Origin of the sequence: Nocardioides szechwanensis, assembly GCF_900103935.1 — a bacterium.
GTDB classification, from domain to species: domain Bacteria; phylum Actinomycetota; class Actinomycetes; order Propionibacteriales; family Nocardioidaceae; genus Nocardioides; species Nocardioides szechwanensis.
Window position 1 is genome coordinate 15,651 of record NZ_FNIC01000008.1, and the last position, 25,957, is coordinate 41,607.

The window sequence follows — 25,957 nt, forward strand, 5'->3', positions numbered from 1 at the left end:
CCGTCGCCCGGCACCCGACCTCAGGCGTCAGCGCAGGGCCGGCACGGCGTACATCTCGTCGATCAGGTGCTGGTGCCGGGACTCCACGGTCCGGCGCTTCACCTTCATGCTCGGGGTGAGCTCGTCGGCCTCGACCGTGAGGTCGTGGTCGAGGATGCGGAAGTCCTTGATCGTCTCCCAGCGGTTGAGCCGGTCGTTGAGCTCGTCGACGCAGGCGTGGATGTACTCCTGGACCGCCGGGTGGGCCGCCAGCCTGGCGTAGCCGGCGTCGGGCAGACCGTGCGCACGGCACCACTGGGCCAGCGCCTCGGGGTCCAGCGTCACCAGCGCGGTCGCGTAGTTCTTGGCGTCGCCGTGCACGAGCATCTGGCTGGCCAGCGGGCAGATCGCGCGGAACGTCGTCTCGATGACCTGCGGGGCGATGTACTTGCCGCCGGAGGTCTTGATCAGGTCCTTCTTGCGGTCGGTGAGGCGCAGCTTGCCGCTGGCGTCCATCTCGCCGACGTCGCCTGTCGCGAACCAGCCGTCGGCGTCCAGCACCACGGCCGTGGCCTCGGGGTCGTTGTGGTAGCCGCGCATGACCAGAGGCCCGCGGAAGAAGACCTCACCGTCGGGGGCGAGCCTGACCTCCGTGCCGGCCACCGGCGGGCCGACGACCCCGAACGCGGGGTCGTCCGGGCGAACGATGCAGCCGCCGGCGCTGGTCTCCGTGAGCCCGTAGCCCTCGAGGATCAGCACGCCGGCCGAGTGGAACCACCCGGCCACGTCCGGGGAGAGCGCGGCGCTGCCGGAGACCAGGAAGCGGATCCGTCCGCCCAGCAGGTGACGGATCTTCGCCAGGACCAGCTTGTTGGCCACGGCGTGCTCGGCCCGCAGCAGGAGCCCGGGCTGCTCGCCCCGGAGCTTCGCCTTCGAGACCCGCGCACCGACGCCGAACGCCCACCCGAACAGCCGCGCCTTGACGCCGCCCTCCTCCTGGACGGTCTGGACGACCTTGGCGTGGACCTTCTCGAAGATCCGCGGCGGGCCGGCCAGGAAGGTCGGGTGCACCTCGGCCAGGTTGCTCACGATCTTGTCGACACGGCCGTCGACCGCGGACGCGAAGCCGATCTGGAGCTGGGCCGCGAGCAGCATCTTCCCGAACGAGTGGGACATCGGCAGCCAGAGGTACTGCAGGTCGTCGGGGCGCAGTACGCCGAGCGTCGACGCCGCCGACCCGACGTAGGTCCAGCACCGGTGCGGCAGCTCCACGCCCTTCGGCACTCCGGTCGTGCCGGACGTGTAGACGAGGGTGGCCAGCTGCTCGGAGCGCACCGCCGCCACGCTCTCGTCGACGCTCGCCGGGTGGGCCACGAGGTGCTTGGCACCCAGCGCCTGGAGGTCGTCCAGGGTGATCACCCAGTCGCCGTCGGCGTGGCCGTCGAAGGTCACCACGTGCTCGACGTCGGGCAGCTGGGCGCGATGCGCGTGGAGCTTGGCGAGCTGGGTGTCGTCCTCGGCGAAGACGATCCGCGAGCCACTGTCGGTGAGGATGAAGACGACGTCGTCGCTGCGGGTCGAGGGGTAGACGGCGGTGGTCGCCGCTCCCGCGCAGATGATGGCGAGGTCGGCCAGCAGCCACTTGTAGCGGGTGGCGCTGGCGATGGCCACCCGGTCCTCGGGCTGGATCCCCAGGGCGAGCAGCCCTGCGGCGATGGTCTTCACGGCCTCGCTCGTCTGGCGCCAGGTCACCGACTGCCAGACCTCGTCAACGTGGAACCGGAACGCCTCCGCGTCCGGCATCGCCTCGACCCGGTCATAGAACAGCTGGGCCAGCGAGACCGCCGGCGTGGGGTAGGTGCTCGGATCGGCGGTGCCGATGATGCGGGTCACGACTTGCTCCTTGGTGCTGCTTGTTGCGGGCTGCGCGGGACACCCCTCTTGCAGGTTTGCACCTCGTCCGTGGTGTGCCCAGAGCACTACGTCCCGCTCAGGGGAGCCTTCTGACAGCGCCGAGACAATCGACCACTATCCTTCGATCCCGAGCACAGGAGATCGCGATGCCCGAGCAGGTGAAGCTGCGAGACGGCACCGACGCGTGGGTGATGTCCCTCGAGCGCTCCGACAAGGAGCGCCTCGTCGCGGGGTTCGAGGAGCTGTCCCCCGAGTCGCGACGCCAGCGCTTCCTCGCGCCCGTCAACCGGTTGAGCGAGAGCATGCTCGAGCACCTGGTCGACGAGGTCGACGGGGTCGACCACGTCGCTCTCGTGCTGTTCGCGGAGGGTCCTCCCGACGTCTACGACCCGGTCGCGATCGCGCGGATCGTGCGCTACAGCGACCTGCCGGACGCCGCCGACCTCGCCGTCACCGTCAAGGACGACTGGCACGGTCGCGGGGTCGCCACCGCACTGCTGCCGGTGGTGATGCGCCACCGCCCGGAGGGGGTGACCCGGATCGTCACCGAGGTCGCGAGCGACAACCCGGCCTCGCTGGCGATGCTCCGCCGGCTGGGGCTCACCACGGTGAGCAACACCAGCCCGGGTGTCTGGGACGTCGAGGTCGACGTCACCGTCGATGAGCTGCCCGAGCCGCTCCCCCTGGCCGTGCTGCCGCCGGAGGCGCTTCCCGGGAGCCGGCTGCACGCCGTGCTCGACGACCCCCGACGGCTCGCGCTGCGCAGCCGCGACCTGCTCTGCCCGTGGCTGGACCGGGAGTGGACGTCAGGCGCGCACCGCGAGAGGGACCAGTCGGGTGGAGCCCATGAGTCCCTCCTGACGGGCGACGAGGGCAGCCAGACCGACGGTGGCGAAGGCGGCCAGGGTGTTGATCAGCAGCATGGAGACGCTCTTGACCAGGATGAACGTGTCGAGTGACTGCGACTGAAGCAGCCACAGCGTCATGCTCGCCTTGAGCAGCCCCAGCACCGCCCAGAGCACGGTCAGGTTCCGGAAGAGCCGCCGGATCCGCGGGCGCATCGCCAGCTCGTAGTCCATCGGGTAGAAGTCGCCCGCCAGCCGCGCGACCATCGGCCGGGCACTCGCCAGCGACAGCAGGAACGCCGTGGCCACGATGCCGTCGCTGATGATCGGCTGGAGGAAGTAGAGCCAGGTGCTGTCGGCCACCAGCGCGAGCGCGGTGCGACCGGTCATCAGGATCGCGGTCAGGATCAGCAGCCCCGACGTACGACGCCGCGAGAGCGCCCGGCACGCGATGGCGCCGTAGGTCCAGAGCAGCGCCGCGATGATCGCGGTCCACACCCCGAACAGCGCGAAGAACCCGTAGAACGTCACCGCCGGGACGACCACGGCGACCAGCAGGCTCAGTGAGACGCGCTGGACCACGGTCACCAGACATGGCCGGTGTGGCGCGTCGGGTGCGGGCTGGAGAGAGGTCTGCGTGGTCTGGGTGCGGGTGTCCGGTGACGCCAAGGGGGCCGGTCCTGCCGGCCGTGGTGCAGCCGGGCGTGTGTGTCGTCCACCGCGAAAAGACGGCGGGTGCTCGACGTCTGCGGGTTCCTCGGCTCTTCGACTGTACGCCCGAACCCACGCGTGCGCTCATCGTCGCCGGGGCCGGGTCAGCGGCGGCGCATGTGCCCGTCGGGGTCGAGCCGCTCGAGGAGCGCCTCAGCGATCTCGGCGAGCTGGCCGACCTGCGCGGGGGTCAACGCGTCGATGACGTGACGCCGCACGGTGGCGACGTGTCCCGGGGCCGCGGCCACCACCTCGGCCCATCCGGCGTCGGTGAGCAGGGCGTTGGTGGCCCGTCCGTCCTCGGGACACGGGCGCCGCTCCACCAGGCCCCGCTCCTCCAGACGTCGTACGACGTGCGAGAGACGAGGCAGCGTGGCGTTGGTGCGCTGTGCGAGCGCGGTCATCCGCAACGTGCGGTCGGAGGCCTCCGAGAGCATCGCGAGGACGAAGTACTCGAAGTGGGTCAGGCCCGAGTCGCGCCGCAGCTGGTGGTCGAGCGCCCCCGGCAGCAGCTCCACGACCGCCACCAGCTTGACCCACGCGTCGAGCTGCGTCTCGTCCAACCACTCGGTGTCCATGGTCACAGCCTAGCGCGTTAGTTGACGGAACAACCAACCTCCTGCCATAGTTAATTGAAGCAACAACCAAATGCGGAAGTCCCGCCCAGAACTCAGGAGCACCTCATGGCACACCTCTCCATCCTCGGCACCGGCAACATGGGCCAGGCCATCGCGGCGATCGCCGGCAAGGGCGGCCACACCGTCCAGCTGCTCAACACCAACGACGCCGACACCCAGGTGACCGGCGACATCGTCGTCCTCGCGGTCCCCTACCCCTCCCTCAGCGAGATCGTCGCCACGCGCAGCGAGAGCCTGGCCGGCAAGGTCGTCGTCGACATCACCAACCCGCTGAACTTCGAGACCTTCGACTCCCTGGTCGTTGCCGCCGACGGCCCCGCGGCCGCCGAGCTCGCCGCCGCCCTGCCGCAGTCGAGCGTGCTCAAGGCGTTCAACACCAACTTCGCCGCCACGCTGGCCTCGGGCACCGTCGGCTCGCTGAAGACCACCGTGCTGATCGCCGGCGACGACGCCGACGCGAAGTCGACCCTGGCCGGCGTCATCACCTCCGGCGGCCTCGACGTCGTCGACGCCGGCGCCCTGTCCCGGGCCCGCGAGCTCGAGGCCCTCGGCTTCCTGCAGCTCACCCTCGCCGTCCGGGAGCAGCTCTCCTGGGCCGGCGGCTTCGGCGTCGTCGCCTGACCACCTCCCTACCCACGAGATCGAGCCCTCCATGAGCACCCAGCCCTTCGCACCCCCTGTCGTCGCGACCTACGGCGCCACCGACCCTTCGGCCCCCCTGGTGGTGCTGCTGCACGGGCGCGGCTCCGACGAGCGCGAGATCCTCGGCCTCGCCGGGCACCTCCCCGCCGGTCCGGCATACGCGGCGGTGCGGGCACCGATCGCCGAGGGCGGTGGCTACGCCTGGTTCGCCAACCGCGGCATCGGCCGGCCCGTCACTGAGTCGCTCCGCGCCACGATGGACTGGTTCCGCACCTGGCTCGACGACGTGGCGCCGTCCGGCCGCCCGGTGCTGCTGGTCGGCTTCAGCGGCGGCGCCGCCTTCGCCGGTGGACTGGTGCTCGACGACCCTGCGCGCTACGCCGGCGCGGCTGTCCTCTACGGCACGCTGCCGTTCGACGCCGGCCTGACCACCGCTCCTGGTGGGCTGGCCCACCTGCCGGTGTTCGTGGCCCAGGGCGAGGATGACCACGTGATCCCTCGCGAGCTCCTCGACCGGACCTGGGACTACCTGCTGTCCGAGTCCGGGGCGCCCACGGTCGCCCACCGCCAGCACGGGGGCCACCAGCTCACGGCCGGGACGGTGCACGAGCTGGGCGGCTGGGTCGCCCAGCGACTGGGCCACGTCGCCCGTCATGCGGCGACCCCGGCCGGGCCTCGCCCGGAGGCCACGTGGCCCACGCTGGGCGGCGGCGTCCTCCCGGAGAGGCGCGGCCCGCGCCCCGACGTGAGCTGGACTATCCCCCAGCAGCAGGAGAGCCAGAACGCACCGGCCGACCTCCAGGAGCGGCTCTTCGAGCAGGTCCGGGGGCTGGCCGGCGTCGACGTCGGTCCGTCACACATCTCGGTGGCCGGCGCGCGTGGCTTCACGCTGCGTGAGGGCTCCACCGACGAGCTGGCCTACCTCGTCCCGCAGGTCGCGGAGTTCGCTCACCTGCACCCGGGCTACGACGGCTCGCTGCACCTGGTGCTGCCCCCCGACCTGGCCGCCGATGTCTCGGCCAAGGGCTGGGGACGCCCCCACATGTGGGCCGGGACCCGCCTCTCCCCCGGGTTCATGCTCGTCCACGGCCCGCGCGACGACGACGAGCTCGCCACGGTCCTCGGCATCGTGACCGCCGGCCACGCCTACGCCACCGGCGCACTGGTGCCGGCCGCCGCCCGGTGACGCCGGCCGACGCCGAGGCCGCCCTGCGCGCCGCGCGCGGGGCACGCCGTACCTTGGCGCCCTTCACCGACGCCGACCCCACCCTCGACGAGCAGTGGGGGTACGACGTGCAGTCCCTCGACCGCGCGCGGCGGCTCGGGTCCGGCGAGACGGTGATCGGGGCCAAGCTCGGCCTGACCAGCGCCGCCAAGCAGCAGCGGATGAACGTCGACCAGCCGATCGTCGGCTTCCTCACCGACGTCATGCGCGTCGAGGCCGGGTCACTCGCCCGGACAGTGCCCGGGTGGGCCCAGCCGCGGATCGAGCCCGAGATCGCGTTCGTCACCGCCCAGGCACTCTCGGCCCCGCTGACCCTGGACGAGGCCGCCCGTGCCGTGGACGGGGTGTGCGTGGCCGCGGAGGTCATCGACTCGCGCTACGACGGCTACCGGTTCCGGCTGCCCGACGTCGTCGCCGACAACACCAGCGCGGCGGGGTTCCTCGTCGGCCCGCTTGCGCGACCGACCGACCTCGACGAGCTCGCGCGGGTGCGCTGCGAGCTCGAGGTCGACGGCCACGTCGTGCACGAGGCCACCGGCGCCGCGATCCTCGGCCACCCGCTGCGGGCGCTGGTCCACCTCTCCGAGCACCTCGCCCGCCGCGGCCAGACCCTGCCCGCGGGCTCGCTCGTGCTCGCCGGCGCGCTCACGGACGCCGTACCCCTGCTCGGCGGCAGCCGCTACACGATCCGCATGACCGGGCTCGGCACCCTGTCGGTCGGTGCCTGACTGCCAGAGGCCGTGGACGGGGCCCCGGAAGGTTGTCAGCGTCAGCGGTAGGCGGCGTGCCCCGTCAGCGCCTGGCCGATCACCAGCTGGTGCACCTCGGAGGTGCCCTCGTAGGTGAGCACCGACTCGAGGTTGTTGGCGTGCCGCATGATCGGGTACTCCAGCGTGATCCCGGCGGCGCCCAGGATGGTGCGGCACTCCCGCGCGATCTTGATCGCCTCCCGCGTGTTGTTGAGCTTGCCGAGGCTGACCTGGCGGTGGTCGAGCGTCCCGGCGTCCTTGAGCCGGCCCAGGTGCAGGGCGAGCAGCATCCCCTTGCCGAGCTCCAGCGACATGTCGGCGATCTTGGCCTGGGTGAGCTGGAAGCCGGCCAGCGGCTTGTCGAAGATCTCCCGCTCCTGGCTGTAGGCGATCGCCGTCTCCAGGCAGTCGCGGGCCGCGCCCAAGGCGCCGAAGACGATCCCGAACCGCGCCTCGCCGAGGCACGACAGCGGACCCGCCAGTCCGGTCACACCCGGTAGCACCGCAGAGCCGGGCAGTCGCACGTCGTCGAGGACCAGTTCGGAGGTGACCGACGCGCGCAGCGACATCTTCTGCTTGATCTCCGGCGCGGAGAAGCCCGGCGTGTCCGTGGGCACCGCGAAGCCGCGGATCCCGTCGTCGGTCTGCGCCCAGACCACCGCGACGTCCGCGACCGACCCGTTGGTGATCCACATCTTGTTGCCGGTCAGGACCCAGTCGTCCCCATCGCGCCGGGCGCGGGTTCGCATCCCGCCGGGGTTGGAGCCGAAGTCCGGCTCGGTCAGGCCGAAGCAGCCGATGGCGTCGCCTGCGGCCATCCGCGGCAGCCACTCCTGCTTCTGTTCCTCCGAGCCGTGCTTCCAGATCGCAAACATCGCCAGCGACCCCTGCACCGACACGAGCGAGCGCAGCCCGGAGTCGCCGGCCTCGAGCTCCATGCAGGCCAGGCCGTACGCCGTGGCGCTGGTGCCGGCACAGCCGTAGCCCTCCAGGTGCATGCCCAGCAGACCCAGCGAGCCGAGCTCCTTCGTGAGCTCGCGCGCCGGGACCGAGCCCGACTCGTACCACTCGGCCACGTGCGGCCTGATCTTGTCGGCGACGTACTTGCGGACGGTGTCGCGGATCGCGATGTCCTCGTCGCTCAGGAGGGTGTCGGTGGCGAAGAAGCCCAGCGGGCTCAGTGGGGTCGGGGGCACGGCGGTGATCCTATGGGCGCCGGTGCGTCTCGGCGTCGCGCACGACGAGCAGGACGGGGATGAGCAGCAGCGCGAGCAGGCCGCCGGCCAGCGACAGGACGGCGTAGCTCGTGGTCGCGACGACCCATCCGGACATCGCGCCACCGCCCGCGCCGGCGAGCGCGATCAGCACGTCGACGGAGCCCTGGGTGCGGGCGCGGGTGCCGAGCGGGGTGCCGTCGATGAGCAGCGCGGTGCCACTGATCACGCCGAAGTTCCAGCCCAGCCCCAGCAGCGCGAGGGCGAGGGTCAGCAAGGTCAGGGAGTCGCCGGGCGCGGTGGCCGCGACCAGCCCGGCAGCCAGCAGCGTGGCGCCCGCCGCGGCGGCCATCGGGATCCGGCCCAGGCGGTCGACGAGCGCGCCGGTGACGAGGGAGGGCAGGAACATGGCTCCGATGTGGATCCCGATCACGAAGCCGACCTGTCCCAGGCTGTGGCCGTGGTGACGCATGTGGACGGGCGTCATCGTCATGATCGCCACCATCGCGATCTGGGTCAGCACCATGACGGTGGCGCCGACCAGGACTCGACGGTCAGGTCCCCGGGTCTGGGGCTCGCTTGCCTTCACCTCGGTGGGCTCGGGCGTGAGGTGCTCGTCGAGGGCCCGCGCGACGAGGAGTGGGTCGGGTCGCAGGAAGACGAACAGCACCAGGCCGGCCAAGCCGAAGGCGACGGCCGCGAGCAGGAACGGGCCGGCCAGGGCGGGGATGCCGAGTGCCTCGGCGACCCTGCCGGTGGCCTCGACCGAGTTCGGGCCGGCGACCGCGCCGAAGGTGGTGGCGACCATCGCCACGCTGACCGCCGTGGCGCGACGGTTCGCCGGGGCGAGGTCGGTGCCGGCGTACCGGGCCTGCAGGTTGGTCGCGGTGCCGGAGCCATAGACGAACAGCGAGAGGAACAGCAGCAGCGGGCTCGAGATCACGGCCGCCACGACGATCCCGGCCGCGCCCAGCGCGCCGGCCAGGAACCCCAGCGTGAGTCCACGCCGCCGGCCGGCACTCTGCGACACCCGTCCGACCAGGTAGACGGCGAACGCCGAGCCGAGGGTGAACAGAGCCGCGGGCACGCCGGCGACGCTGGCGCCGCCCAGCATGTCCTGGGCCAGCAGGGCACCCACGGTGACTCCGGCTGCGAGACCAGCGCCGCCGAACACCTGCGAGATGACGACGACGACGAGCACCCGGCGGTGGAGGCGGCGACGCGCGTCGTCGTCCGTCGCCCATTCCGCGTGCTCGTGCGCCGGCCTCGCCTCATGGGCGAGCTTGGAGCTACTCTCCGACATTCGTCTTCCTGACGCTTCGCCCGCTTCGCATTCACCGCGATTCTAGGGGCGGCGCCGTAGAGCCAGAGCCATAGGTCCCACACCGCACAGGGCCAAGGACTCCGGCTGCCGGTGCGCTCGTGAAGATTCGCTGAAGTTGCGGGCCAGGGGCCCTGACCGGGCCCGCGAGGCCTCCGGGTGGGGCCACGATGAGGTGTCCCTTCAAGGAGGATCTCGTGCCGGACATCGTGCCCAACACCATCAAGGTCGCCGCCGCTGCCATCGCCGTCCTCTTCGCCACCGCGACCGCCGCGATACCGGCCTACGCCGACGAACCCACCCCGAGCATTCCGGTGCCGAGTGCCGAGGAGACCTCGGGGGGGCACTCGCAACACGGCTCGGACCACACGACGACCCCGAGCGAGACGGCCGACGAACCAAGCACCGGGCACGAAGACCACGCTCCTCCCACGGAGCCCACGGAACCCCCGAGTCGACCTCGCGCCTGGGTGTTCGGTGGCTTCGCGGCCGTCAACGGAGTGGCGCTGGCCTACGCCGCCTGGCTGCGCCGGCGTACCGCCCCCGACCGGGAGCGACGCACCAGGGCGCGCGTCGCCGCGCAGGTCCGAGAGGGGAACAACCGATGAGCACTCCCACCGTCGAGACACCACAGGCCGGCCCCGAGGACCAGCCCGACACCACCCCTCCCCCGGTCGGCCGCAACCTGATGGACATCCCGGTCGTCGCGCGGATCCTGCGCAGCCGCTGGTACCCCGGAATCGTGCGGGTCCCGATCGCGGCGGTCTTCGGCCTGGTCGCCTACCAGCTGCTGATGGGTCCCGACGCCGCGCACGACAACGCCGGCACTGCCTTGATGTGGGTGCTGTGGTGGCCCCTGCTCCCCATCGTCTTCGTCCTGCTCGGACGGTTCTGGTGCGCGGTGTGCCCCTTCGGCTGGCTCTCCGACCAGGTGCAGCGACTGGTCGGCGCCAACCAGCCGGTTCCGGCGTTCCTGAAGAAGTACGGCATCTGGATCATCGACGCGTCGTTCCTGGCCATCACCTGGGCCGACCACGTGTGGGGCATCGTGGAGTCGCCGTGGGGATCGGGCGTCCTGCTGCTCATCCTGACCACGGCGGTCATCATCTCCGGGGCCTTGTTCCAGCGTCGCACCTTCTGCCGCTACCTCTGCTTCCTCGGCGGGCTGTCCGCCAACTACGCCCGCACCGGCATGGTCGAGCTGCGCGCCGACAGCGACATCTGCGCGACCTGCACGTCGCGCGCCGCCTGCTACAACGGCACCGACAAGGTCGCCGGCTGCCCGATGTTCACGTTCGCGCGCACCATGGACACCAACGCCAACTGCAACCTGTGCGCCAACTGCATCAAGGCCTGCCCCAACGACGCGATCCAGGTGCGGCTGCGCAAGCCCACCTCGGAGCTGTGGTTCATCCGCTCCCCGCGCATCGAGGAGTCGTTCCTCGCGATGGCGATCATGGGCATCGTCATCGTCCAGAACGTCACCATGCTCGAGATGTGGTCCGACGTCCTGGCCTGGCTGCAGCGCACCACCGGGGTCACGAGCTACCCGGTCATCTTCACCATCGCGTTCGCCATCGCGGTCAGCCTCCCTGTCGGCCTGCTGGCCGGCGCCGCCAAGCTCGCCTCGGCGCACAACCTGGAGTCGACCAAGCTGAACTTCGCCAGGTTCGGCTACGCGCTGATCCCCCTCGACGTCGCCGCCCACATCGCCCACAACCTCTTCCACCTGCTCGCCGAGGGCGGGTCGGTGCTCACCACCGTCGCGGCGCTGGTCGGCATCGAGGCCGGCGACGGCGACCCCGCGCTGGCGAGCAACGGCACCATCCAGGTCCTGCAGTTCGCCCTGCTGGCGCTCGGCATCGCCGGTTCGCTGTACGCCGCGTCGCGGATCACCCGCCGCCGCTACCGGACGGCCGCGCGGCGCCGTACGACGTACGCGCCGATGGCCGCACTGGTCCTGCTCCTCGGCGCCGTGAACGTCTGGCTGTTCCTGCTGCCGATGGCGCACCGCATGTGAGCGACCGGCTCAGGCGTCCTCGCTCTTGTTCATCCACGAGGGCGGAGGCGGCGGAGGCGCGCTGGGCGCCACGGGCCCGGTCGACGCCGGAGGTGCCGGCGCGGCCGGAGGCGGAGGCGGAGCCATCCCGCCCGGGGGCGGCGGCACCGTCCCGGCCGGCGGCGGGGGTACGGCGCCCGGGGGCGGCGGAGTGGTCTGCAGCACCAGCGCGGGCAGGGTCCCGGCGGACTCGAGGCCGCCCAGCGCGCTCATCAGCCGCTCCTTCTCACCCTCCGGGGCGGAGCGCCCGGTGGCCTCGAGGTAGCTGACCACGCCGAGGTCGCGCAGGAGCTTCTCCGGGGAGACGGCGGCCCCGGGGCCGCCGAGGCCTGAGCTGGCGAACGCAGTGTCTGCCTTGGCAGCGAGGTTGTCCGCCGCGGCCTTGGCCTTGTCCATGAATCCCATCTCGATGTCCTCCCACCGTTCGGCGCGATGTTGCTCTCGTTCGCGAGCGTACGCCGCACGGCGCTCGTAGAGTCACGAAGGAGAGGTCGGCCACAGGCCGATCGGGACGAGGAAGGAGCCGACGATGCCGCTGCACGGAACACTTCTGGAGGAGTTCAAGGAGAAGGTGTCGACCGACCCGTTCTCCCTGCAGAACAAGAAGCTGCTCAAGATCAACATGGGCTACGGACCGGTGTGGGCCAGGACCGGGTCGATGGTCGCCTACCAGGGTGACGTGCGGTTCGAGAACAAGGGCTCCGGCGGCCTGGGCAAGATGTTCAAGCAGGCGGTCACCGGCGAGGGCGTCGACATGATGCAGTGCACCGGCAGCGGCGAGCTGTTCGTCGCCGACTTCGCCACCGAGGTCCAGGTGCTCTACCTGGAGAACGACTCGCTGTCGGTCAACGGCGCCAACGTGCTCGCCTTCTCCTCCTCGATCGAGTGGGACATCCACCGCATCCAGGCTCGCGGCGCCGCCATGACCGGCGGCCTCTACAACGTCTCGCTGCGCGGCACGGGGTACGTCGCCGTCACCACGAAGGGCGACCCGGTCGCACTCGACGTGGCGAGCGCGCCGACCTTCGCCGACGCGCAGGCGGTCGTGCTCTGGACCTCCGGCGTGACCATGGACATCCGGGTCGACACCGGGGGCCTCAAGTCCCTGGTCCGTGGCGGAACCGGCGAGACGTTCCAGATGGCCTTCGGCGGCCAGGGGTACGTCGTCGTACAGCCGAGCGAGTCGGTGGTCACCGGCGGGCACCAGGCGGCCGGCCAGAGCAGCAGCGGTGGCGGCCTGGGTGGGCTGCTCGGCGGCTGACGCGTCCACGCACCTCCGGGGGCTGCTCGCGCGCGGTTCAGCGCGCCTTCAGCGAGGGTGCGACACGCTCCTCGTCTCCTACGAGACGAGAACCCACGATGAGATCCAACAGAGCACGAGTCCGCGCGACGCTCGTGGCGGCCACCTTGGTCGTGCCGCTGACGCTCACCGCCTGCGGTGGAGACGACGATGCCCCGTCGCCCGCAGGAGCCGGTCTTCCGCAGGGGGACGACCCGGTCGACCTCGACCCCGCCGACTTCACCGCTAGCTCCGACAACCCCTACTTCCCCCTGGAGCCCGGTCGGCAGTGGACCTACCGGGAGACCGACAAGTCGGGGACGAGCCTGAAGGTGGTGGTCACCGTGACCACCGAGACCCACGAGGTTGCCAACGGGGTGGTGGCACGCGTCGTTCGTGACACCGTGACCGAGGACGGCGAGATCGTCGAGGACACCTTCGACTGGTACGCACAGGACGGCGAGGGCAACGTCTGGTACCTCGGCGAGGACACGGCGGAGCTCGAGGACGGCGAGATCGCCACCCGCGAGGGGTCGTTCGAGGCTGGGGTCGACGGAGCGCTGCCGGGCATCATCATGCCGGCCGAGCCCGAGGCCGGTCTCAGCTACCGGCAGGAGTACTACGAGGGCGAGGCCGAGGACAACGGGGCGGTGCTCGCGCTCGGCCAGCAGGCCGACACCGCCCACGGCCCCTTCGACGACGTGCTGCTCACGGCCGACACGATCACCCTCGAGCCAGACGTCCTGGAGTACAAGCTCTACGCCCCGGGCGTCGGGCTGGTCCTGACCTTGGACATCTCCGGGGGCGGCGGCCGCGAGGAGCTCGTGGCCACGAAGCTGATCGACGACGCCACGGCACGGGCCGCGGGCACCGCGCCGCTCGGTACGCCGTACCAGTGAGCGCTGCTACAGCTTGAACCGACCGCCGAAGGCGCGCAATGGCAGGTCGGCGCTGGTCACGATCCCCGGTGGCGCGGCCACGACGGAACGGATCGCGTGCAGGGCAGGCATCCCGGTGACGGTCATGCCGATGGATGCGAAGTCCTCCGGCTTGGAGAGATCGACGCCCGGAGCCGGGAAGATCATGTGCTTGTTGTAGACCTGCGGGTCGCCCTTGATCTGGGTGATGTAGCAGCCCTTGATCTCCCAGCTCGGGTCGGTGTGGGGGGTCATCTGCCACTCGAGGTGCGTCTCGACGCGAGGCACGCCGTCGACGAGGCCCTGGTACTTGACGTAGCTGCCACCCAGCGAGCCCTTCGGGAGCTGGTACCAGCCGAGGTCGACGTCCTTGGTGCAGGCGCCGAGCTCGTAGGAGAAGGTCACCTCGTCGAGGTCGAGGCCGAAGCAGTCGGCCTTCAGGTAGACGGAGTCGGCGAACACCTCGGTGTACTTCTTCAGCATCCCGGGCAGGGCGGGGTCGTCGACCGGCAGCCCGTAGCCGACCTCGCGCCAGGTGTCGGCGGAGTGATGGCACGAGACGTCGACCGACTCGATCGTGGTGACGTTCTCGATGTCGGCCACGTCCGCGGAGCAGACAACACCGAGGATCTGGTTGAGACCGGGGTTCATGCCGGTGCCGTAGAACGTCGAGCCGCCGCGCTCGCACGCGTCCTGTAGAACCTCGCTGGTCCTGCGTCCCGACGGGTGCGGGTGGTTGGTGTCGCGGTGGTAGCCGGTGATCCAGTCGGCCGTGGTCACGATGTTGATCCCGGCCTCCAGGACGCGCACGTAGAGGTCCTCGTCCGGGAACACGCCGTGGAACGTCACGACCTCCGGCTCGGCCGCGATGATCTCCTCGACCGTGCCCGTGGCGACGACACCGACGGGGTCGAGCCCGGCGAGCTCACCGACGTCCCGGCCGATCTTGTCGGCGGAGTAGCAGTGGACCCCGACCAGCTCGAGGTCCGGGTGGGGGCCGAGGCGCTTGATCATCTCGGAGCCGACGTTGCCCGTCGCCACCTGGAAGACGCGGATCGGCCGGCTCGTGACGTGGGTCATGCGTGGCTCCCAGTGGTGGCAGGGGTGGTGGCAGCGGCTGCGGTGGTCGTGTCAGGGTAGAACTGCTCGGCCCACTTCCGCAGGGCGGTGAAGCCGGGGTACTCGCCGCGGGAGAGCGCGGCGGGGCTGGCGTACTTCTGGTGCGACCAGATCGCGATGTCGGCCTCGAACTGCTCGATGACGCCCCGGGCGTGCCGGTCGGCGGACTCGGAGTGGTCGCGGTCGTCGCCGGGCTTGCGGCCGATCCAGACGCTGAACCGTACGTCGCACGTGGCGTCGTCGACCGGCGTGACCGCCGAGGCGGTGCGGTTGTCGATCATGCCCCAGCTCTTGGTCACTGCCAGGCCGAGCCCGCAGTTGAAGGCGTTGACGCCGCTGTTGATGTCCTCGATCGTCCCGCCGGCGTCCGAGTCGTCGAAGGTGATCGTGAAGTCGACGAGCGCGATCGGGTCCTCGAACTCCTGCTTGGTGAAGAGCGGGACGATCGGGACCTGGTGGACGTACTTGAAGTGCGCGAAGTCGACGCCGTTCTCCAGCACGTACTGGGGATGGAGCTCGAGCCGCGTCTCGAACAGGCGCGCGTGCTCGCACAGCGGGTAGTAGTCGTCGGCGCTGGCGCCGTCGCCGAAGCCGGTGAAGATGTCCGGCACATCGAAGTACGGCTCACGTCGTTCGACGTCGTGCCACACGTAGATGGACTCGTTGCGCTCGACCGTCGGCATCGTGTTGATGCGCCGGCCGATGTTGGGGCGGTCCTCGTAGGGGATGCAGACGTTGCGGCCCTGGTCGTTCCACTCCCAGCCGTGGAAGGGGCAGCGGATGCGGTCCTCGATGACGGTGCCGCCGTAGCCGAGGTGGGCGCCGAGGTGCTCGCAGTAGGCGTCCATCACCGTGACCTTGCCCGAGGTGGCACGCCACGCGACCAGGTCCCGACCGAAGTACGTCATGCGGTGGACCTGGCCCACCCCGACCTCGTGGGACCAGGCGACCTGGAACCAGCCGGTCGGATTCATGGGGAGGGTCGGCTTCACGCGACAGGCTCCTCGTCTAGAATGGGTGTTCTGCGAAACAGAACCATGGTTCTATAGCGCGGTCAAGAGGAGGGAGCACGCCGTGTCGGTCGTCGACGAGCGCCGCAGTCTCTACCGCGACCTGGTGCTGGACGCGGCCGAGCTCGAGTTCGCCCGCGTCGGCTTCGCGGAGTCCAAGATGGCGGCCATCGCCAAGGCCTCCGACCTCTCGCTGGCCACCGTCTACAAGACCTTCTCCGGCAAGAACGAGATCTGGAACGACCTGCACGCGGAGCGGATGACCGCGCTCCTCGCCCTCGTCGACGAGCGAACGGCGAGCGCGGGCTCTCCTCTGGCCAGGCTGCTCGACGGCATCGCTGCCGTGGCCGAGTTCCTGATGGCCCACGACGCCTACCTCGAGCTCAGCCTCGGCGCGAGCTCCGGCTGGCTGACCGCCGGCGGCCGGGCGGGCGTCCAGCGCACCGTCTGGAGCTCTGGACTCGACATGATCGCGGCCGGGGTCGAGGCCGCTCGTGCGGCCGGCGAGGTGGCCGACCTGCGCCCCCGGATCGCTGCGGGGCTGGTCGTCTCGGCACTGCAGGTCTGGCTCTCCGACTGGGTCGAGTCCGGCCGCGACCGCGACCCCGACGTCGTCGCCACCGACCTCGTCTCCCACCTCCGGGCGATGCTCACCTCGGTCACTCGGTGACACTGCCGAGGCTGTAGCAGCTCGGCTCGTGGGTCGGCCGCCATGGCGCCGCCTTGGCCTTCATGGTGCCGTCATGTGCGGCTCTTGGCGCGCGCCGACACCAGCCGCGCGACCCGGGGCACGGGTCGGGGGCTGGCCCTGGTTCAGGCAGTCGCCCAGGCCCACGGCGGCACCGTCAGCATCTCCGGCGCCCAGGTCACTCTCGACCTGCCCAGAAGCGACGCACGCTGAGCCCTCGCCCGAAGATAGGTGCAACCGACAGTAGCGCCCGCCGTACTGGTGCTCGTAACGTCGACACATCGGTCACCACCCCCAGATGAAGGAGATCCCGATGCCTCGTTACCTCGTCGAGCGGACGTTTCCGGACGGCCTCACCATCCCCCAGGACGACAGCGGCGCGGAGGCGTGCCTGAATGTCGTCGACGGCAACGCCGGACACGGCGTGACCTGGGTGCACTCCTACGTGTCGCCGGACAAGACCAAGACCTTCTGCATCTACGACGGGCCGTCCCCGGAGTCGATCCGCGCGGCGGCCACGACGACCGGGCTTCCGGTCGACGCGATCACCGAGGTCTCCGTCCTCAACCCGTACTTCTACCGGGCCTGAAAGCCGATCGCCTCGCTGGTGCCATCTACCCGGACCAGCAGGGCGGCGCGCCCGGGCCGTCCGGCAAGCCACTTCGGGGCGGTGTCGCCGAAGACGAACGCCGTGGTGGCGTCGACGTCCGCCCCGGTGAGGGTGGGGGCGACCACGGTCACCGACGCAAAGGTCTGGGGGTCGTCCCGGTCCGCGGATCTGCGATGTGCGGCCCGGCGACGCACCAGGCCGGAGGTGGCTCGTGCGGGCCGACTCCTCGGGTCCGGTGCGCCCAACCTGTGCCTCACCTGCGTCTCTGGAGGCCGTCGGCGTGAGACGCTGCGACGCGTGAGTCCTTCCCCTGGAGCGACGACCGAGTACGCCGTCTCGGCCGACGGCACCCGCGTCGCCTACGAGGTCGCGGGCACCGGCCCCGCCCTCGTCGTCGTCGAGGGCGCCCTGTGCCATCGCGGCATGGGCGCCTTCGACGAGCTGGCCCCGATCCTGGCCGACCGGTTCACGGTCGTCGGCTACGACCGGCGTGGCCGGGGCGAGAGCGAGCCGGGCGCGTCGGTGTACGCGATCCAGCGTGAGGTCGAGGACCTGGTCGCCGTCCTCGGCGCCACCGATCCAGACGCCCATGTCTTCGGGATGTCCTCAGGAGCGGCCCTGAGCCTCGAGGCCGCCCGGCAGGGCTTGGTCACCGGTCGGCTGGCGGTCTACGAGCCGCCGTTCATCCTCGACGACAGCCACCAGCCGGACGACCCGGCGTTCACCGACCGCCTCCGAGCGCTCATCGCCGACGGGCGTCGCACCCGCGCGGCCAAGCTGTTCCTCAGGCTCCTCGGGATGCCGGCACCGATCGTCACCGTGCTCCCAATGCTGCCGATGTGGAAACACCTGACCGCAGCGGCGGACACGCTCCCCCACGACTTTGAGATCGTCTCCCGCTACCGGCGCGGGCTCCCGCTGCCCGACGCGCACTACGCCGCGATCGCCACCCCCACCTTGGTCATCGCCGGCGGCAGGAGCCCCGACTACATGCGCCACACTCCCGCGGCGATCGTGGCCCAGATCCCCGGCGCCCGGACGGCCGAGCTCGAGGGCCAGACCCACGAGGTCAAGGCCGATGTGATCGCGCCGGTCCTGGCCGAGCACTTCACCCGCGGCTGAGGGCTCGCCACGTCGATGAGCACCTCCGCGCCGGGCCCGCTGCCACCCGCGCGGCCGGCCTGGACCCCGTGGCGGACGGTGGTCGCGTTCGGGGCCGTCAGCCTCGCGGGCGACATGGTCTACGAAGGCATGCGCTCGGTGGCCGGTCCCTTCCTGGGCAGCCTGGGCGCCTCAGCACTGCTGGTCGGGCTCATCACCGGCGCCGGCGAAGCGATGGCGCTGATCCTGCGGTTGTTCTCCGGTCCGCTCGCGGACCGCAGCGGCCGCTACTGGTCGCTGACCATCCTCGGCTACGCGATGACCGCCGTCTGCGTCCCCCTGCTGGCAGTAGCACCGTTCGTGGGCAGCGTTGGTCTCGCCCTGGCCGCCACGCTCATCCTGCTCGAGCGCGCCGGGAAGGCCATCCGGAGCCCGTCGAAGTCTGCCCTGCTCGCGCGCGTCGCCGTCTCGGTGGGCCGCGGCCGCGGATTCGCCGTACACAAGGCCCTGGACCAGGTCGGCGCGTTCGCCGGACCCCTCGTGGTCGCCGGGGTCATCGCCCTCGCCGGCGTCCAGTGGCCTGCATTTGCTGTTCTGGCCATCCCGGGCGCGGTGTGCATGTTGCTGCTGCTCACCCTCAAACGCCACGCGGACGATGCGCGACCCGAGTTCGACGCCCCTCACGACAACGACAAGACGGGCGACACGTCGGCCCATGTGAGCACCATCGTCGAGCCAAGTGCCCTGCCAGCGCACTTCTACGCATTCGCCGCCTCGTGCGCACTCGGCACGCTGGGGTTGATGACGTTCGGAGTCATCTCCTACCACCTCGTCGACGCCGGACTGGTCACGACGGCCGTAGTGCCTCTCCTGTACGCCGCGGCGATGGCGACCGAGGCGGTGGCAGCCCTGGCCACCGGGTTCGTCTACGACCGCTGGGGCGCCCCCATCCTGTACACACTGCCGGCCCTCATCGTCGCAGTCCCGGCGTTGGCACTCTCCGACACCTGGTCCCTCGTGCTGGCGGGTGTCCTCATCTGGGGTGCCGTGACCGGTGTCCAGGACTCGACAGTCAAAGCGTTGGTGGCCGACCTGGTCCCCCAACGCCGACTCGCCACCGCCTACGGCGTCTTCGCGGCCTTCCAGGGCGTCGCGGCACTGGCCGGAGGGACGCTGGCCGGAGGCCTCTACACCGACCACCGCACCCTTCTCATCGCCCTGGTCGCCGTGGCGCAGGTCCTCTCCGCCGGCCTCCTCGCGGTCGCGTTGCGGCGTCGCGACGCGCACACGCCGGGCTGAGGGCGCCCACAGGTCAGAGCCTCGGGTCGACCGGCTCGGACTCGAGGGCGAGGACGGCGAACACCGACTGGTGCACCCCGGAGCTCGGAGGCACAGCCGTGGACGTCGCCGATGCCATCGAACGGTCCGGGGACGTCCGTGCGGTCGTTTCACGGACGTTCACGCAGCAGCGTCAGTGCCAGCGCGACGGCCGGTCCCCCGAAGCCGGCCCCCACGACCGCGACCCGGACCCGGCGTACGTCATGCTCCGGAATCGAAGGCGCGGGGCTGGACAGTTACCTAAGATAGAACATGTTCTAGTAGCGCCCGTGGTGTCCGAGCAGGGAGTGGCCTGATGGTGAGCAGCGAAGCGGCTGCCGACCTGCACTACGACGTGGTCGTGGTCGGGTCCGGCTTCGGCGGCAGCGTCACGGCGCTCCGGCTGACCGAGAAGGGCTACCGCGTGGGAGTCCTGGAGACCGGCCGGCGGTGGACCGACGAGCAGTTCGCCGAGGCCGGGCCCCGCGACGCCTTCTGGGCGCCCCGCCTCGGGATGTTCGGACCGATGCGCCTCAGCACGATGGGGGAGATGTCGCTCTTCAGCGCCGTCGGCGTGGGCGGCGGGTCTCTGATCTACGCCAACACCCTCTACGAGCCGCACGACGCGTTCTACGACGACCCGAGCTGGGCGCGGATCACCGACTGGCGCGACGAGCTGGCGCCGTTCTACGACCAGGCCAAGCGGATGCTGGGCGCCACCGCCAACCCGCGCCTGTGGCCGAGCGACGAGGTGCTGCGGGAGGTGGCCGGCGAGCTCGGCGCGCAGGACTCCTTCCGGGCGACCGACGTCGGGGTGCTCTTCGACGAGGCCGAGCCGGGGCGCGCCGTGCCCGACCCGTTCTTCGGGGGCGCCGGTCCGGAGCGCCGCGCCTGCGTCCAGTGCGCGCGCTGCACCACCGGCTGCCCGCACAACGCGAAGAACACCCTGCCGAAGAACTACCTCTACCTCGCGGAGCAGGCCGGGGCCGAGGTCCACGAGCTCACTGAGGTCGTCGATGTGCGGCCGCAGCCGGGCGGCGGCTACGAGGTCGTCGCACGGACCCCCGACCGGCGCCGTGCCGCCCCTCGGCGCTTCACCGCCGAGCACGTGGTCCTCGCCGGGTCGGCGCGCGGCACCCAGCTCCTGCTGCACCGACTGCGGGCCGGCGGGTCCCTCCCCCGCGTCTCCGCGCGCGTCGGCGAGCTGTCGCGCTCCAACTCCGAGGCGATCGTGGCCGTGGTCGCGCCGGACGGGCGTGACTTCGACCGGGGCGTGGCGATCACCTCCTCCTTCCAGCCCGACCCGCACACGCACGTCGAGCTGTGCCACAGCAGCGAGACGCAGGACGGCATGGCGCTGATGAACGTGCCGCTGACCGACGGCGGCGCCGGTCGGGTACGACGCTTCCTCGCCGAGCAGGCGCGGCACCCGGTCGGCTTCCTGCGCAGCCGCTCGACCCGCGACTCCTCGAAGCGCACGGTGTCGCTGCTGGTGATGCAGTCCCTCGACAACTCGCTGACCTCCTACCTTCGCCGCGGTCGCCTGCGGACCCGGCAGGGTGCCGGCACGCCCAACCCGTCCTGGCTGCCGGTCGCACACGACATCGCGCGCCGCTACGCCACACGCATCGGCGGCCGGCCGATGAACCTCGCGACCGACCTGCTCGGCCGGCCCGCCACGGCTCACTACGTCGGCGGTGCGGTGATCGGCGACACCGCCGAGTCCGGGGTCGTGGACCCCTACCACCGGGTCTTCGGCTACGACGGGCTCCACGTCATCGACGGCTCGACGATCGGCGCGAACCTCGGGGTCAACCCCTCGCTGACCATCACCGCGATGGCCGAGCGCGCGGTCGCCCTCTGGCCCAACAGGGAGGATCCGGACCCGCGGCCGCGGGCCGGGGAGCCCTACCGCCGGGTGGCCCCGGTGGCGCCGCGCGGACCCGTCGTACCCCCGACCGCGCCGGCGGCCCTGTTCCTCGGCCCGGTGCGGTCCGCCGCACCGACGGAGTAGGCACCGGCCTACTGCCGCCGCGGGATGGCCAGCCACTCCTGCCAGCTCAGGTCGATGCCCACGTAGCGCGGCTGCTGCAACGGCCACCTCTCAGCGATCCACACGGGGACGAACTGGTCGAGGGCACGTTCGACCTGCGACCCGACGTACTCGTTCCGAACCCACCAGGAGATGTCGGCGTCAGCGCCGGCCTTGTCGGTCGGGTCGATGTAGACGCAGCCGATGAGCTCGCTCTCGTCGGCGTCGAAGAGCGCGTAGTTGAACGACTCGTGGCTTTCCATCTCGTCGGCGTGGTGCTGGAGGTCCTCACGGTCCTGCTCCGCCGTCATGTCCGCCGGCGGCCAGCCCCACGCCTCACCGTAGATGGACCACAGGCGTTCGCGAGACCCCATCACCGCGGGCATGTTCAGGTCCGTGTCGTCGGCCCTGATCGGCCGGAGGTGGTGGCCGGTGGGGAGCTCTTCGCGCTGCGGGTGCTTCCAGTCCGCGGGCAGCCAGGTGTTTTCGTTCATCTCGGGATTCTCCTGTGGTTGGTAGGTCACGCCAAGACGTGCTTCAGCTGCTCGCGCCGCCAGTACCTGAGAGGGAAGACCGGTTCCCTGTGGCTCACTGTCGCGCCTGTCGGCCTTCTCCGGAGCACGGCGTCGCCCCTCCGCTCCGAGCAGTAGGGACGCGTCCAGCTACCCGACGACGCCCGGCCGAGCCGGGGGGCCACCTGCAGAGATGGCGACGGCCACGTCCTCGACGACCAGGTCGTTGTTGATCGCGATCGCTGCGGCTGACCCTTCCCCCGCGGCAGTGACGACCTGGGCGCGGGGGTTGACCGCGTTTCCTGCGGCCCAGATGCCCGGCACGCTGGTGCCTCCAGTCACATCGACTGCGACCCAGCCGTTGTCGTGGGTGGCACACCCCAGGCGCAACAGCAGGTCGTCGTGGGGGACGAAGTCGGGTCTCACGAACACGGCGGCGCGCGGCACGACGCGACCGGACTCGATCTCGACCCCGACCAGCCGGTCGTCCTCGATCGAGAGCCGGGTGACGGGCTCGTCGACAATGCCGATGCCACGGGCAACCAGCTGCTCGCGCTCGTCGACGGTCAGGATGGCGCCGTTGCTGAAGAGCACGACATCGGCGGACCACTCGCGGACCAGCTGGGCATGAGCGATGGCTTCGGGGGTGCCGCCGAGCACCCCGAGGGGTTGGTCCCGGACCTCCCAGCCATGGCAGTAGGGGCAGTGCAGCAGGTCGCGTCCCCACCGCTCGTGCGCGCCGGGAACGTCCGGGATCTCGTCGCGCAGCCCGGTGGTGATGAGGACCCGGCGGGTCCGGAGAGTGCGTCCGTCCTCGAGCCGCACGTGGAACCAGAGCCGAGGCGAGCTCCCCCTGGCGGGTACGACGTCATCGACCCGTCCCTGAAGAACGTGGCCTCCGTAGCCGGCCACCTCCGACCGGCCGGCGCTCAGCAGGTCAGCAGGAGGCATCCCGTCGGAGCCCAGAAAGCCGTGCATGTGCGCGGCCGGCGCGTTACGCGGCGCGCCCGCGTCGACCACGGCGACGCGACGGCGAGCCCGGGCAAGGACGAGTGCGGCGGTGAGGCCGGCGGCGCCCCCGCCGATCACCACCACGTCGTACTCGTGGGACGTGGCGTTCCCCTCGGGTGTCACGGGGTCACCTGCGTAACAGGGCGGTGCGTGCGGACGGCGGTGACCACCCTGGTGATCGCACTCGCCGCGACCGCCGCGTCCTCGGGGTCCTGGACAAGCGAGCTATGGGTGGCGTGCGCCAGTCGTAGGTGGACCGTGTCGGCGGAGAGGCGGGCCAGGGCGTCCTGGAGCGGGAGCCATCCGTCCTGGGCGTCCTTCTCGGCAGTGACGACGACCAACGGGACGGTCCCGAGCGGCCCGGCGTCGTGCGCCGCACTGAGGGACTCCGGGAGGGCGGCGATCTCGTCGCGGAGTGTCCTGAAGTGGGCGGGGGTGGACCAGGTGGCCTCCGACTCGGCGCGCTGAGGCATCGGCAGGTCGCTCCCGACGAGTCCCGTCGCCAGGCGGGCCACGCCGAACCGCGCCAACGTAGGTGCCAGCGCCTCGAGGCGGCGGAAGCCTGCGTAGAACGCGGGGTAGGCCGGTAGCTCCGCCATCGCGTCGGGTGACTGACCGTCGAGCAGGACCACGCCGGCGACCTCGTCGGGATACGCGTCGGCGAACAGCCGGACGTAGACGGCGCCGGTCGAGTGTCCCGCGAGGACGTAGGGCCCAGGCTCCCCCGCCACCTCGAGCAGGGTGCGCAGGTCGTTGACGATGCTCTCGCCGCTGGTGGTCACGTCGCTTGGTCCGCTCCGGCCGTAGCCGGCCCGGTCGTAGACGCAGACCCGGGTGTCGGCGGCGACGGCCGGGGCGATCCACGCGCTCATGGGAGCGGAGGGCTCGCCGAGCCCGGACTCGAGGACGACCGTGGGACTGCCGGACCCCGTGCACGACATCCACAGGTGGTGACCGCCGACGTCGTACAGCTGACCCGTGGCCGTCAGGTCGTCGGTGCCACGGGTCCCCTGGACAGCCTCGTAGAAGCCACCGATGGCGACGACAAACAGGGCCAGCAAGACCGGGTAGAGCAGCACCTGCCGGGACCCGCTGCGCAGTGAGGTGCGTGCCTTGGTGACCGTCCACGTCACGAGCACCACGAGGGCCGGTGGCCACAGCCAGCCGGCGCCGGCAAGGGCCTCCTCGCCGGGGGCGAGGGCGAGGAGGACGGCGCCGGTCACACCAAAGGCAGCCGCGAGGACCAGGGCCCACGCCTGCGGCTGGTCCGTGCGGCGGCGCGCGAAGTGCCACAGCGAGAGCCAGCCCAGCGCCAAGGAGACCAGCATCAGGCCGGTGACTACGGGCTCGGTGGCGCCGGGGACGAGGACGAGGGTCGACAGGGCAGCAGCGATCAGGCCGCCGCCCAGGCTTCCGGCGACGATGCGACCGATGTGGCCACGCCGTCCAGGAGGTGCCCCTCCAGGAACGGTGTTCTGCCGGTCGATGGGTGCGGTCGTGGTGGTCATGATGTGCCTCAGGCTCCGTGGTGGTTGGTGGTGGCAGGTGGTCGTGCCCGATCAGTGGTGCATGTGCATGCCGGCTCCGGCCTCGGCACGGGTCGAGGGCATCCGCCACCGGGCGACGAGGGCAACGGCGACAGCGATCACGGCCGCAGCGAGGAAGCCCCGCTCGAAGCCCGCGACGGCCCCGGCCGGGCTGGTGAGGCTGCCGGCGGTGGAGGCGACCGCGGAGAGCACGGCGACGCCCAGGGCAGCACCGACCTCGTGACCGGTCATCAGGAACCCCGAGGCGACCCCGGCGTGGCTGGCCGGGATGCCGGACATCGCGGTCACGGACACCGGCACGAACACCATGCCGACGCCGAGGCCGAGCCCGACGAGTCCGGGCAGGATGCCGCCGGCGTAGCTCGAGGTCGCGGACGCGGTGGACATCAGTGCGGCCGCGCCGGCGGCCAGCAGGAGACCGGCGGTCGCGACGGAGCGCGGCGAAAGGTGAGCCATCAGGTGGCGCGCGACGATCGTGCCGACGGTGATCGCCAGGGCGAACGGGAGGAACGCCAGGCCGGCGTCCAGGGCGGAGAAGCCGAGAACGGTCTGGATGAAGATCGAGGTGAGGAAGACAGTGCCGACCAGAATCCCGGTGACGCCCAGCATCACGGTCGTGCTGGACACCAAGGTGCGGAGCTTCCAGACGTGGGGCGGGAAGAGCGGGTCCGAGGCGCGACGCTCGACGGCGAGGAAGGCGACGACCAAGACACCGGAGGTGACGAGGGACCCCATGGTCTGCACCGACGACCAGCCGTGGGTCGCGCTGGCACCGAGGCCGTAGACGAGAGCGACCAGTCCGCCGATGACGGTGGCGGCCCCCGGCAGGTCGAGGCGGGTCAGGCTGGCGCCAACCCGATCGGCGTCAGGGGGCAGGACGAGAAGGCCGGCAGCCAGCGCGATGCCCCCGACCGGGACGTTGAGCCAGAAGATGAACTCCCAGCTGGTCCACGTGGTGACGGCTCCGCCGAGCAGCACTCCGAGGGCAACACCCAGGCTCCCGACGGCACCCCAGATGGCCAGACCGAGCTTGCGCTGCTCGCCGTCGTACGACGTGGTGACCAACGACAATGCCGAAGGGGTCAGCAGGGCGGCGCTGAGTCCTTGGACGGCCCGTGCCGCAATCAGCTGCCCGCCACTGTCGGCGAACCCGCTGACCAGCGAGGCGATCGTGAACAGCGCCAGGCCGGTGAGGAACACCGCTCGACGCGACAACAGGTCGGCGATGCGGCCGCCGAGGAGCAGCCCGCCGCCGGACATCATGAGGTAGGCGGTCACCAGCCACTGGAGCTGGCCACCGTCGAGTTCGAGGGAGCGGCCGATGGAGGGCAGGGCGGTGTTGACGACCGAGATGTCGAGCACGACGAGGATCTGCGCGGCCAGTGCCACGGCGAGCACCGACCAAGACCGCTTCGGGAGCCGGGCCTCAGCACTGACAGGGTCCGGGACTTGGGGCGTGTGAGTGGTCATCGGGATCTTCTTCCGGTGAGGCGGTGGGATGCCCCCAGCCTCCGGCG

The 25,957-nt window shown here is 71.1% G+C and carries 26 protein-coding genes and 1 pseudogene; 14 read left to right on the top strand and 13 right to left on the bottom strand.

The features are described 5' to 3' along the window. Positions 1-27: 27 nt before the first annotated feature. Positions 28-1,872, bottom strand: a complete 1,845-nt coding sequence (locus tag BLR90_RS17175; RefSeq protein WP_245715373.1) for an AMP-dependent synthetase/ligase — start codon at positions 1,870-1,872, stop codon at positions 28-30. A 323-nt stretch (positions 1,873-2,195) separates the two neighbouring features. Here BLR90_RS17175 and BLR90_RS21680 point away from each other — a divergent pair. Then, positions 2,196-2,480, top strand: a pseudogene (locus BLR90_RS21680) (GNAT family N-acetyltransferase); the annotation flags it as partial. 219 nt (positions 2,481-2,699) lie between these two features. Here the strand turns inward: BLR90_RS21680 and BLR90_RS21685 are convergent. Together BLR90_RS21685 and BLR90_RS17190 are read right to left on the bottom strand one after the other, a co-directional pair. Then, entirely contained in the window at positions 2,700-3,407 is a 708-nt protein-coding gene (locus BLR90_RS21685) for a VC0807 family protein (RefSeq protein WP_281245419.1), read from the bottom strand. Between the two features lie 146 nt (positions 3,408-3,553). Then, entirely contained in the window at positions 3,554-4,027 is a 474-nt protein-coding gene (locus BLR90_RS17190) for a MarR family winged helix-turn-helix transcriptional regulator (protein ID WP_091026614.1), read from the bottom strand. Positions 4,028-4,132: 105 nt separating this feature from the next. Between BLR90_RS17190 and BLR90_RS17195 the strand changes: the two genes are divergently transcribed. The 3 genes from BLR90_RS17195 to BLR90_RS17205 are packed head-to-tail and all read left to right on the top strand — an operon-like array spanning position 4,133 to position 6,682. After that, positions 4,133-4,708: an NADPH-dependent F420 reductase gene (locus BLR90_RS17195; RefSeq protein WP_091026467.1), complete on the top strand. Its 576-nt coding sequence runs from the start codon at positions 4,133-4,135 to the stop codon at positions 4,706-4,708. Between the two features lie 31 nt (positions 4,709-4,739). Continuing rightward, entirely contained in the window at positions 4,740-5,915 is a 1,176-nt protein-coding gene (locus BLR90_RS17200) for a luciferase domain-containing protein (RefSeq protein WP_091026468.1), read from the top strand. Beyond that, positions 5,912-6,682, top strand: coding sequence for a 2-keto-4-pentenoate hydratase (locus BLR90_RS17205; RefSeq protein ID WP_091026469.1), 771 nt, complete (start codon positions 5,912-5,914; stop codon positions 6,680-6,682). The genes BLR90_RS17200 and BLR90_RS17205 overlap by 4 nt, the downstream gene beginning before the upstream one ends. Before the next feature lie 41 nt (positions 6,683-6,723). Here the strand turns inward: BLR90_RS17205 and BLR90_RS17210 are convergent, their stop codons facing one another. Then, positions 6,724-7,899: an acyl-CoA dehydrogenase family protein gene (locus tag BLR90_RS17210; protein ID WP_091026470.1), complete on the bottom strand. Its 1,176-nt coding sequence runs from the start codon at positions 7,897-7,899 to the stop codon at positions 6,724-6,726. A 10-nt stretch (positions 7,900-7,909) separates the two neighbouring features. Next, complete coding sequence (locus tag BLR90_RS17215; protein WP_091026471.1) at positions 7,910-9,220, bottom strand: MFS transporter; 1,311 nt, start codon at positions 9,218-9,220, stop codon at positions 7,910-7,912. 215 nt (positions 9,221-9,435) lie between these two features. Here BLR90_RS17215 and BLR90_RS17220 point away from each other — a divergent pair, with 215 nt between their 5' ends. Both BLR90_RS17220 and BLR90_RS17225 read left to right on the top strand, forming a co-directional pair. Further along, positions 9,436-9,846 carry a hypothetical protein gene (locus BLR90_RS17220; RefSeq protein ID WP_091026472.1) on the top strand — a complete coding sequence of 137 codons (411 nt, stop codon included), beginning with the start codon at positions 9,436-9,438 and terminating at the stop codon, positions 9,844-9,846. After that, positions 9,843-11,258 (top strand): 4Fe-4S binding protein, encoded by a 1,416-nt coding sequence (locus tag BLR90_RS17225; protein ID WP_091026473.1) that lies wholly within the window; start codon positions 9,843-9,845, stop codon positions 11,256-11,258. Before BLR90_RS17220 ends, BLR90_RS17225 begins: the two co-directional genes overlap by 4 nt. A 9-nt stretch (positions 11,259-11,267) precedes the next feature. On the opposite strand, the gene BLR90_RS17230 is transcribed toward BLR90_RS17225, so the two are convergent. Next, positions 11,268-11,702 carry a hypothetical protein gene (locus tag BLR90_RS17230; RefSeq protein ID WP_143016251.1) on the bottom strand — a complete coding sequence of 145 codons (435 nt, stop codon included), beginning with the start codon at positions 11,700-11,702 and terminating at the stop codon, positions 11,268-11,270. Positions 11,703-11,826: 124 nt separating this feature from the next. Here BLR90_RS17230 and BLR90_RS17235 point away from each other — a divergent pair, with 124 nt between their 5' ends. Both BLR90_RS17235 and BLR90_RS17240 read left to right on the top strand, forming a co-directional pair. Continuing rightward, positions 11,827-12,558, top strand: a complete 732-nt coding sequence (locus BLR90_RS17235; RefSeq protein WP_091026475.1) for an AIM24 family protein — start codon at positions 11,827-11,829, stop codon at positions 12,556-12,558. Between the two features lie 98 nt (positions 12,559-12,656). After that, positions 12,657-13,475 (top strand): hypothetical protein, encoded by an 819-nt coding sequence (locus BLR90_RS17240; RefSeq protein ID WP_143016252.1) that lies wholly within the window; start codon positions 12,657-12,659, stop codon positions 13,473-13,475. Positions 13,476-13,481: 6 nt separating this feature from the next. Here the strand turns inward: BLR90_RS17240 and BLR90_RS17245 are convergent, their stop codons facing one another. Both BLR90_RS17245 and BLR90_RS17250 read right to left on the bottom strand, forming a co-directional pair. Continuing rightward, entirely contained in the window at positions 13,482-14,573 is a 1,092-nt protein-coding gene (locus BLR90_RS17245) for an NAD(P)H-dependent amine dehydrogenase family protein (protein WP_091026477.1), read from the bottom strand. After that, on the bottom strand, positions 14,570-15,604 hold the full coding sequence (locus BLR90_RS17250) for a Rieske 2Fe-2S domain-containing protein (RefSeq protein ID WP_218029432.1): 1,035 nt from the start codon (positions 15,602-15,604) through the stop codon (positions 14,570-14,572). The genes BLR90_RS17245 and BLR90_RS17250 overlap by 4 nt, the downstream gene beginning before the upstream one ends. A gap of 82 nt (positions 15,605-15,686) precedes the next feature. On the opposite strand from BLR90_RS17250, the gene BLR90_RS17255 reads away from it, so the two are divergent. The 3 genes from BLR90_RS17255 (at position 15,687) to BLR90_RS17260 (ending at position 16,899) form a co-directional block, all read left to right on the top strand. Then, positions 15,687-16,292 carry a TetR/AcrR family transcriptional regulator gene (locus BLR90_RS17255; RefSeq protein ID WP_170254352.1) on the top strand — a complete coding sequence of 202 codons (606 nt, stop codon included), beginning with the start codon at positions 15,687-15,689 and terminating at the stop codon, positions 16,290-16,292. A gap of 75 nt (positions 16,293-16,367) precedes the next feature. Then, entirely contained in the window at positions 16,368-16,523 is a 156-nt protein-coding gene (locus BLR90_RS21130; protein WP_176943982.1) for an ATP-binding protein, read from the top strand. 100 nt (positions 16,524-16,623) lie between these two features. Beyond that, on the top strand, positions 16,624-16,899 hold the full coding sequence (locus BLR90_RS17260; RefSeq protein WP_091026615.1) for a DUF4242 domain-containing protein: 276 nt from the start codon (positions 16,624-16,626) through the stop codon (positions 16,897-16,899). Here the strand turns inward: BLR90_RS17260 and BLR90_RS21135 are convergent. Next, positions 16,887-17,051, bottom strand: coding sequence for a hypothetical protein (locus BLR90_RS21135; protein ID WP_170254353.1), 165 nt, complete (start codon positions 17,049-17,051; stop codon positions 16,887-16,889). The two genes, BLR90_RS17260 and BLR90_RS21135, sit on opposite strands and share 13 nt — an antisense overlap. Before the next feature lie 166 nt (positions 17,052-17,217). Here BLR90_RS21135 and BLR90_RS17265 point away from each other — a divergent pair, with 166 nt between their 5' ends. The 3 genes from BLR90_RS17265 to BLR90_RS17275 all read left to right on the top strand — a co-directional run bounded on the left by BLR90_RS17265 (position 17,218) and on the right by BLR90_RS17275 (position 21,352). Beyond that, a complete protein-coding gene (locus tag BLR90_RS17265) occupies positions 17,218-18,042 on the top strand; it encodes an alpha/beta fold hydrolase (RefSeq protein ID WP_091026480.1) in 825 nt (274 codons plus the stop codon). A 15-nt stretch (positions 18,043-18,057) separates the two neighbouring features. Further along, positions 18,058-19,320: an MFS transporter gene (locus BLR90_RS17270; protein ID WP_091026481.1), complete on the top strand. Its 1,263-nt coding sequence runs from the start codon at positions 18,058-18,060 to the stop codon at positions 19,318-19,320. A gap of 334 nt (positions 19,321-19,654) precedes the next feature. Beyond that, positions 19,655-21,352, top strand: coding sequence for an FAD-dependent oxidoreductase (locus tag BLR90_RS17275; protein WP_091026482.1), 1,698 nt, complete (start codon positions 19,655-19,657; stop codon positions 21,350-21,352). An 8-nt stretch (positions 21,353-21,360) separates the two neighbouring features. Here BLR90_RS17275 and BLR90_RS17280 read toward each other — a convergent pair whose 3' ends face one another. From BLR90_RS17280 to BLR90_RS17295, 4 genes are all read right to left on the bottom strand, one after another. Continuing rightward, a complete protein-coding gene (locus tag BLR90_RS17280) occupies positions 21,361-21,864 on the bottom strand; it encodes a GNAT family N-acetyltransferase (protein WP_091026483.1) in 504 nt (167 codons plus the stop codon). A 168-nt stretch (positions 21,865-22,032) separates the two neighbouring features. After that, positions 22,033-23,016 (bottom strand): NAD(P)/FAD-dependent oxidoreductase, encoded by a 984-nt coding sequence (locus tag BLR90_RS17285; protein ID WP_091026484.1) that lies wholly within the window; start codon positions 23,014-23,016, stop codon positions 22,033-22,035. Next, positions 23,013-24,401: an alpha/beta fold hydrolase gene (locus tag BLR90_RS17290; RefSeq protein WP_091026485.1), complete on the bottom strand. Its 1,389-nt coding sequence runs from the start codon at positions 24,399-24,401 to the stop codon at positions 23,013-23,015. Before BLR90_RS17290 ends, BLR90_RS17285 begins: the two co-directional genes overlap by 4 nt. Positions 24,402-24,452: 51 nt before the next feature. Next, complete coding sequence (locus BLR90_RS17295) at positions 24,453-25,910, bottom strand: MFS transporter (protein ID WP_091026486.1); 1,458 nt, start codon at positions 25,908-25,910, stop codon at positions 24,453-24,455. Between the last annotated feature and the right edge of the window lie 47 nt (positions 25,911-25,957).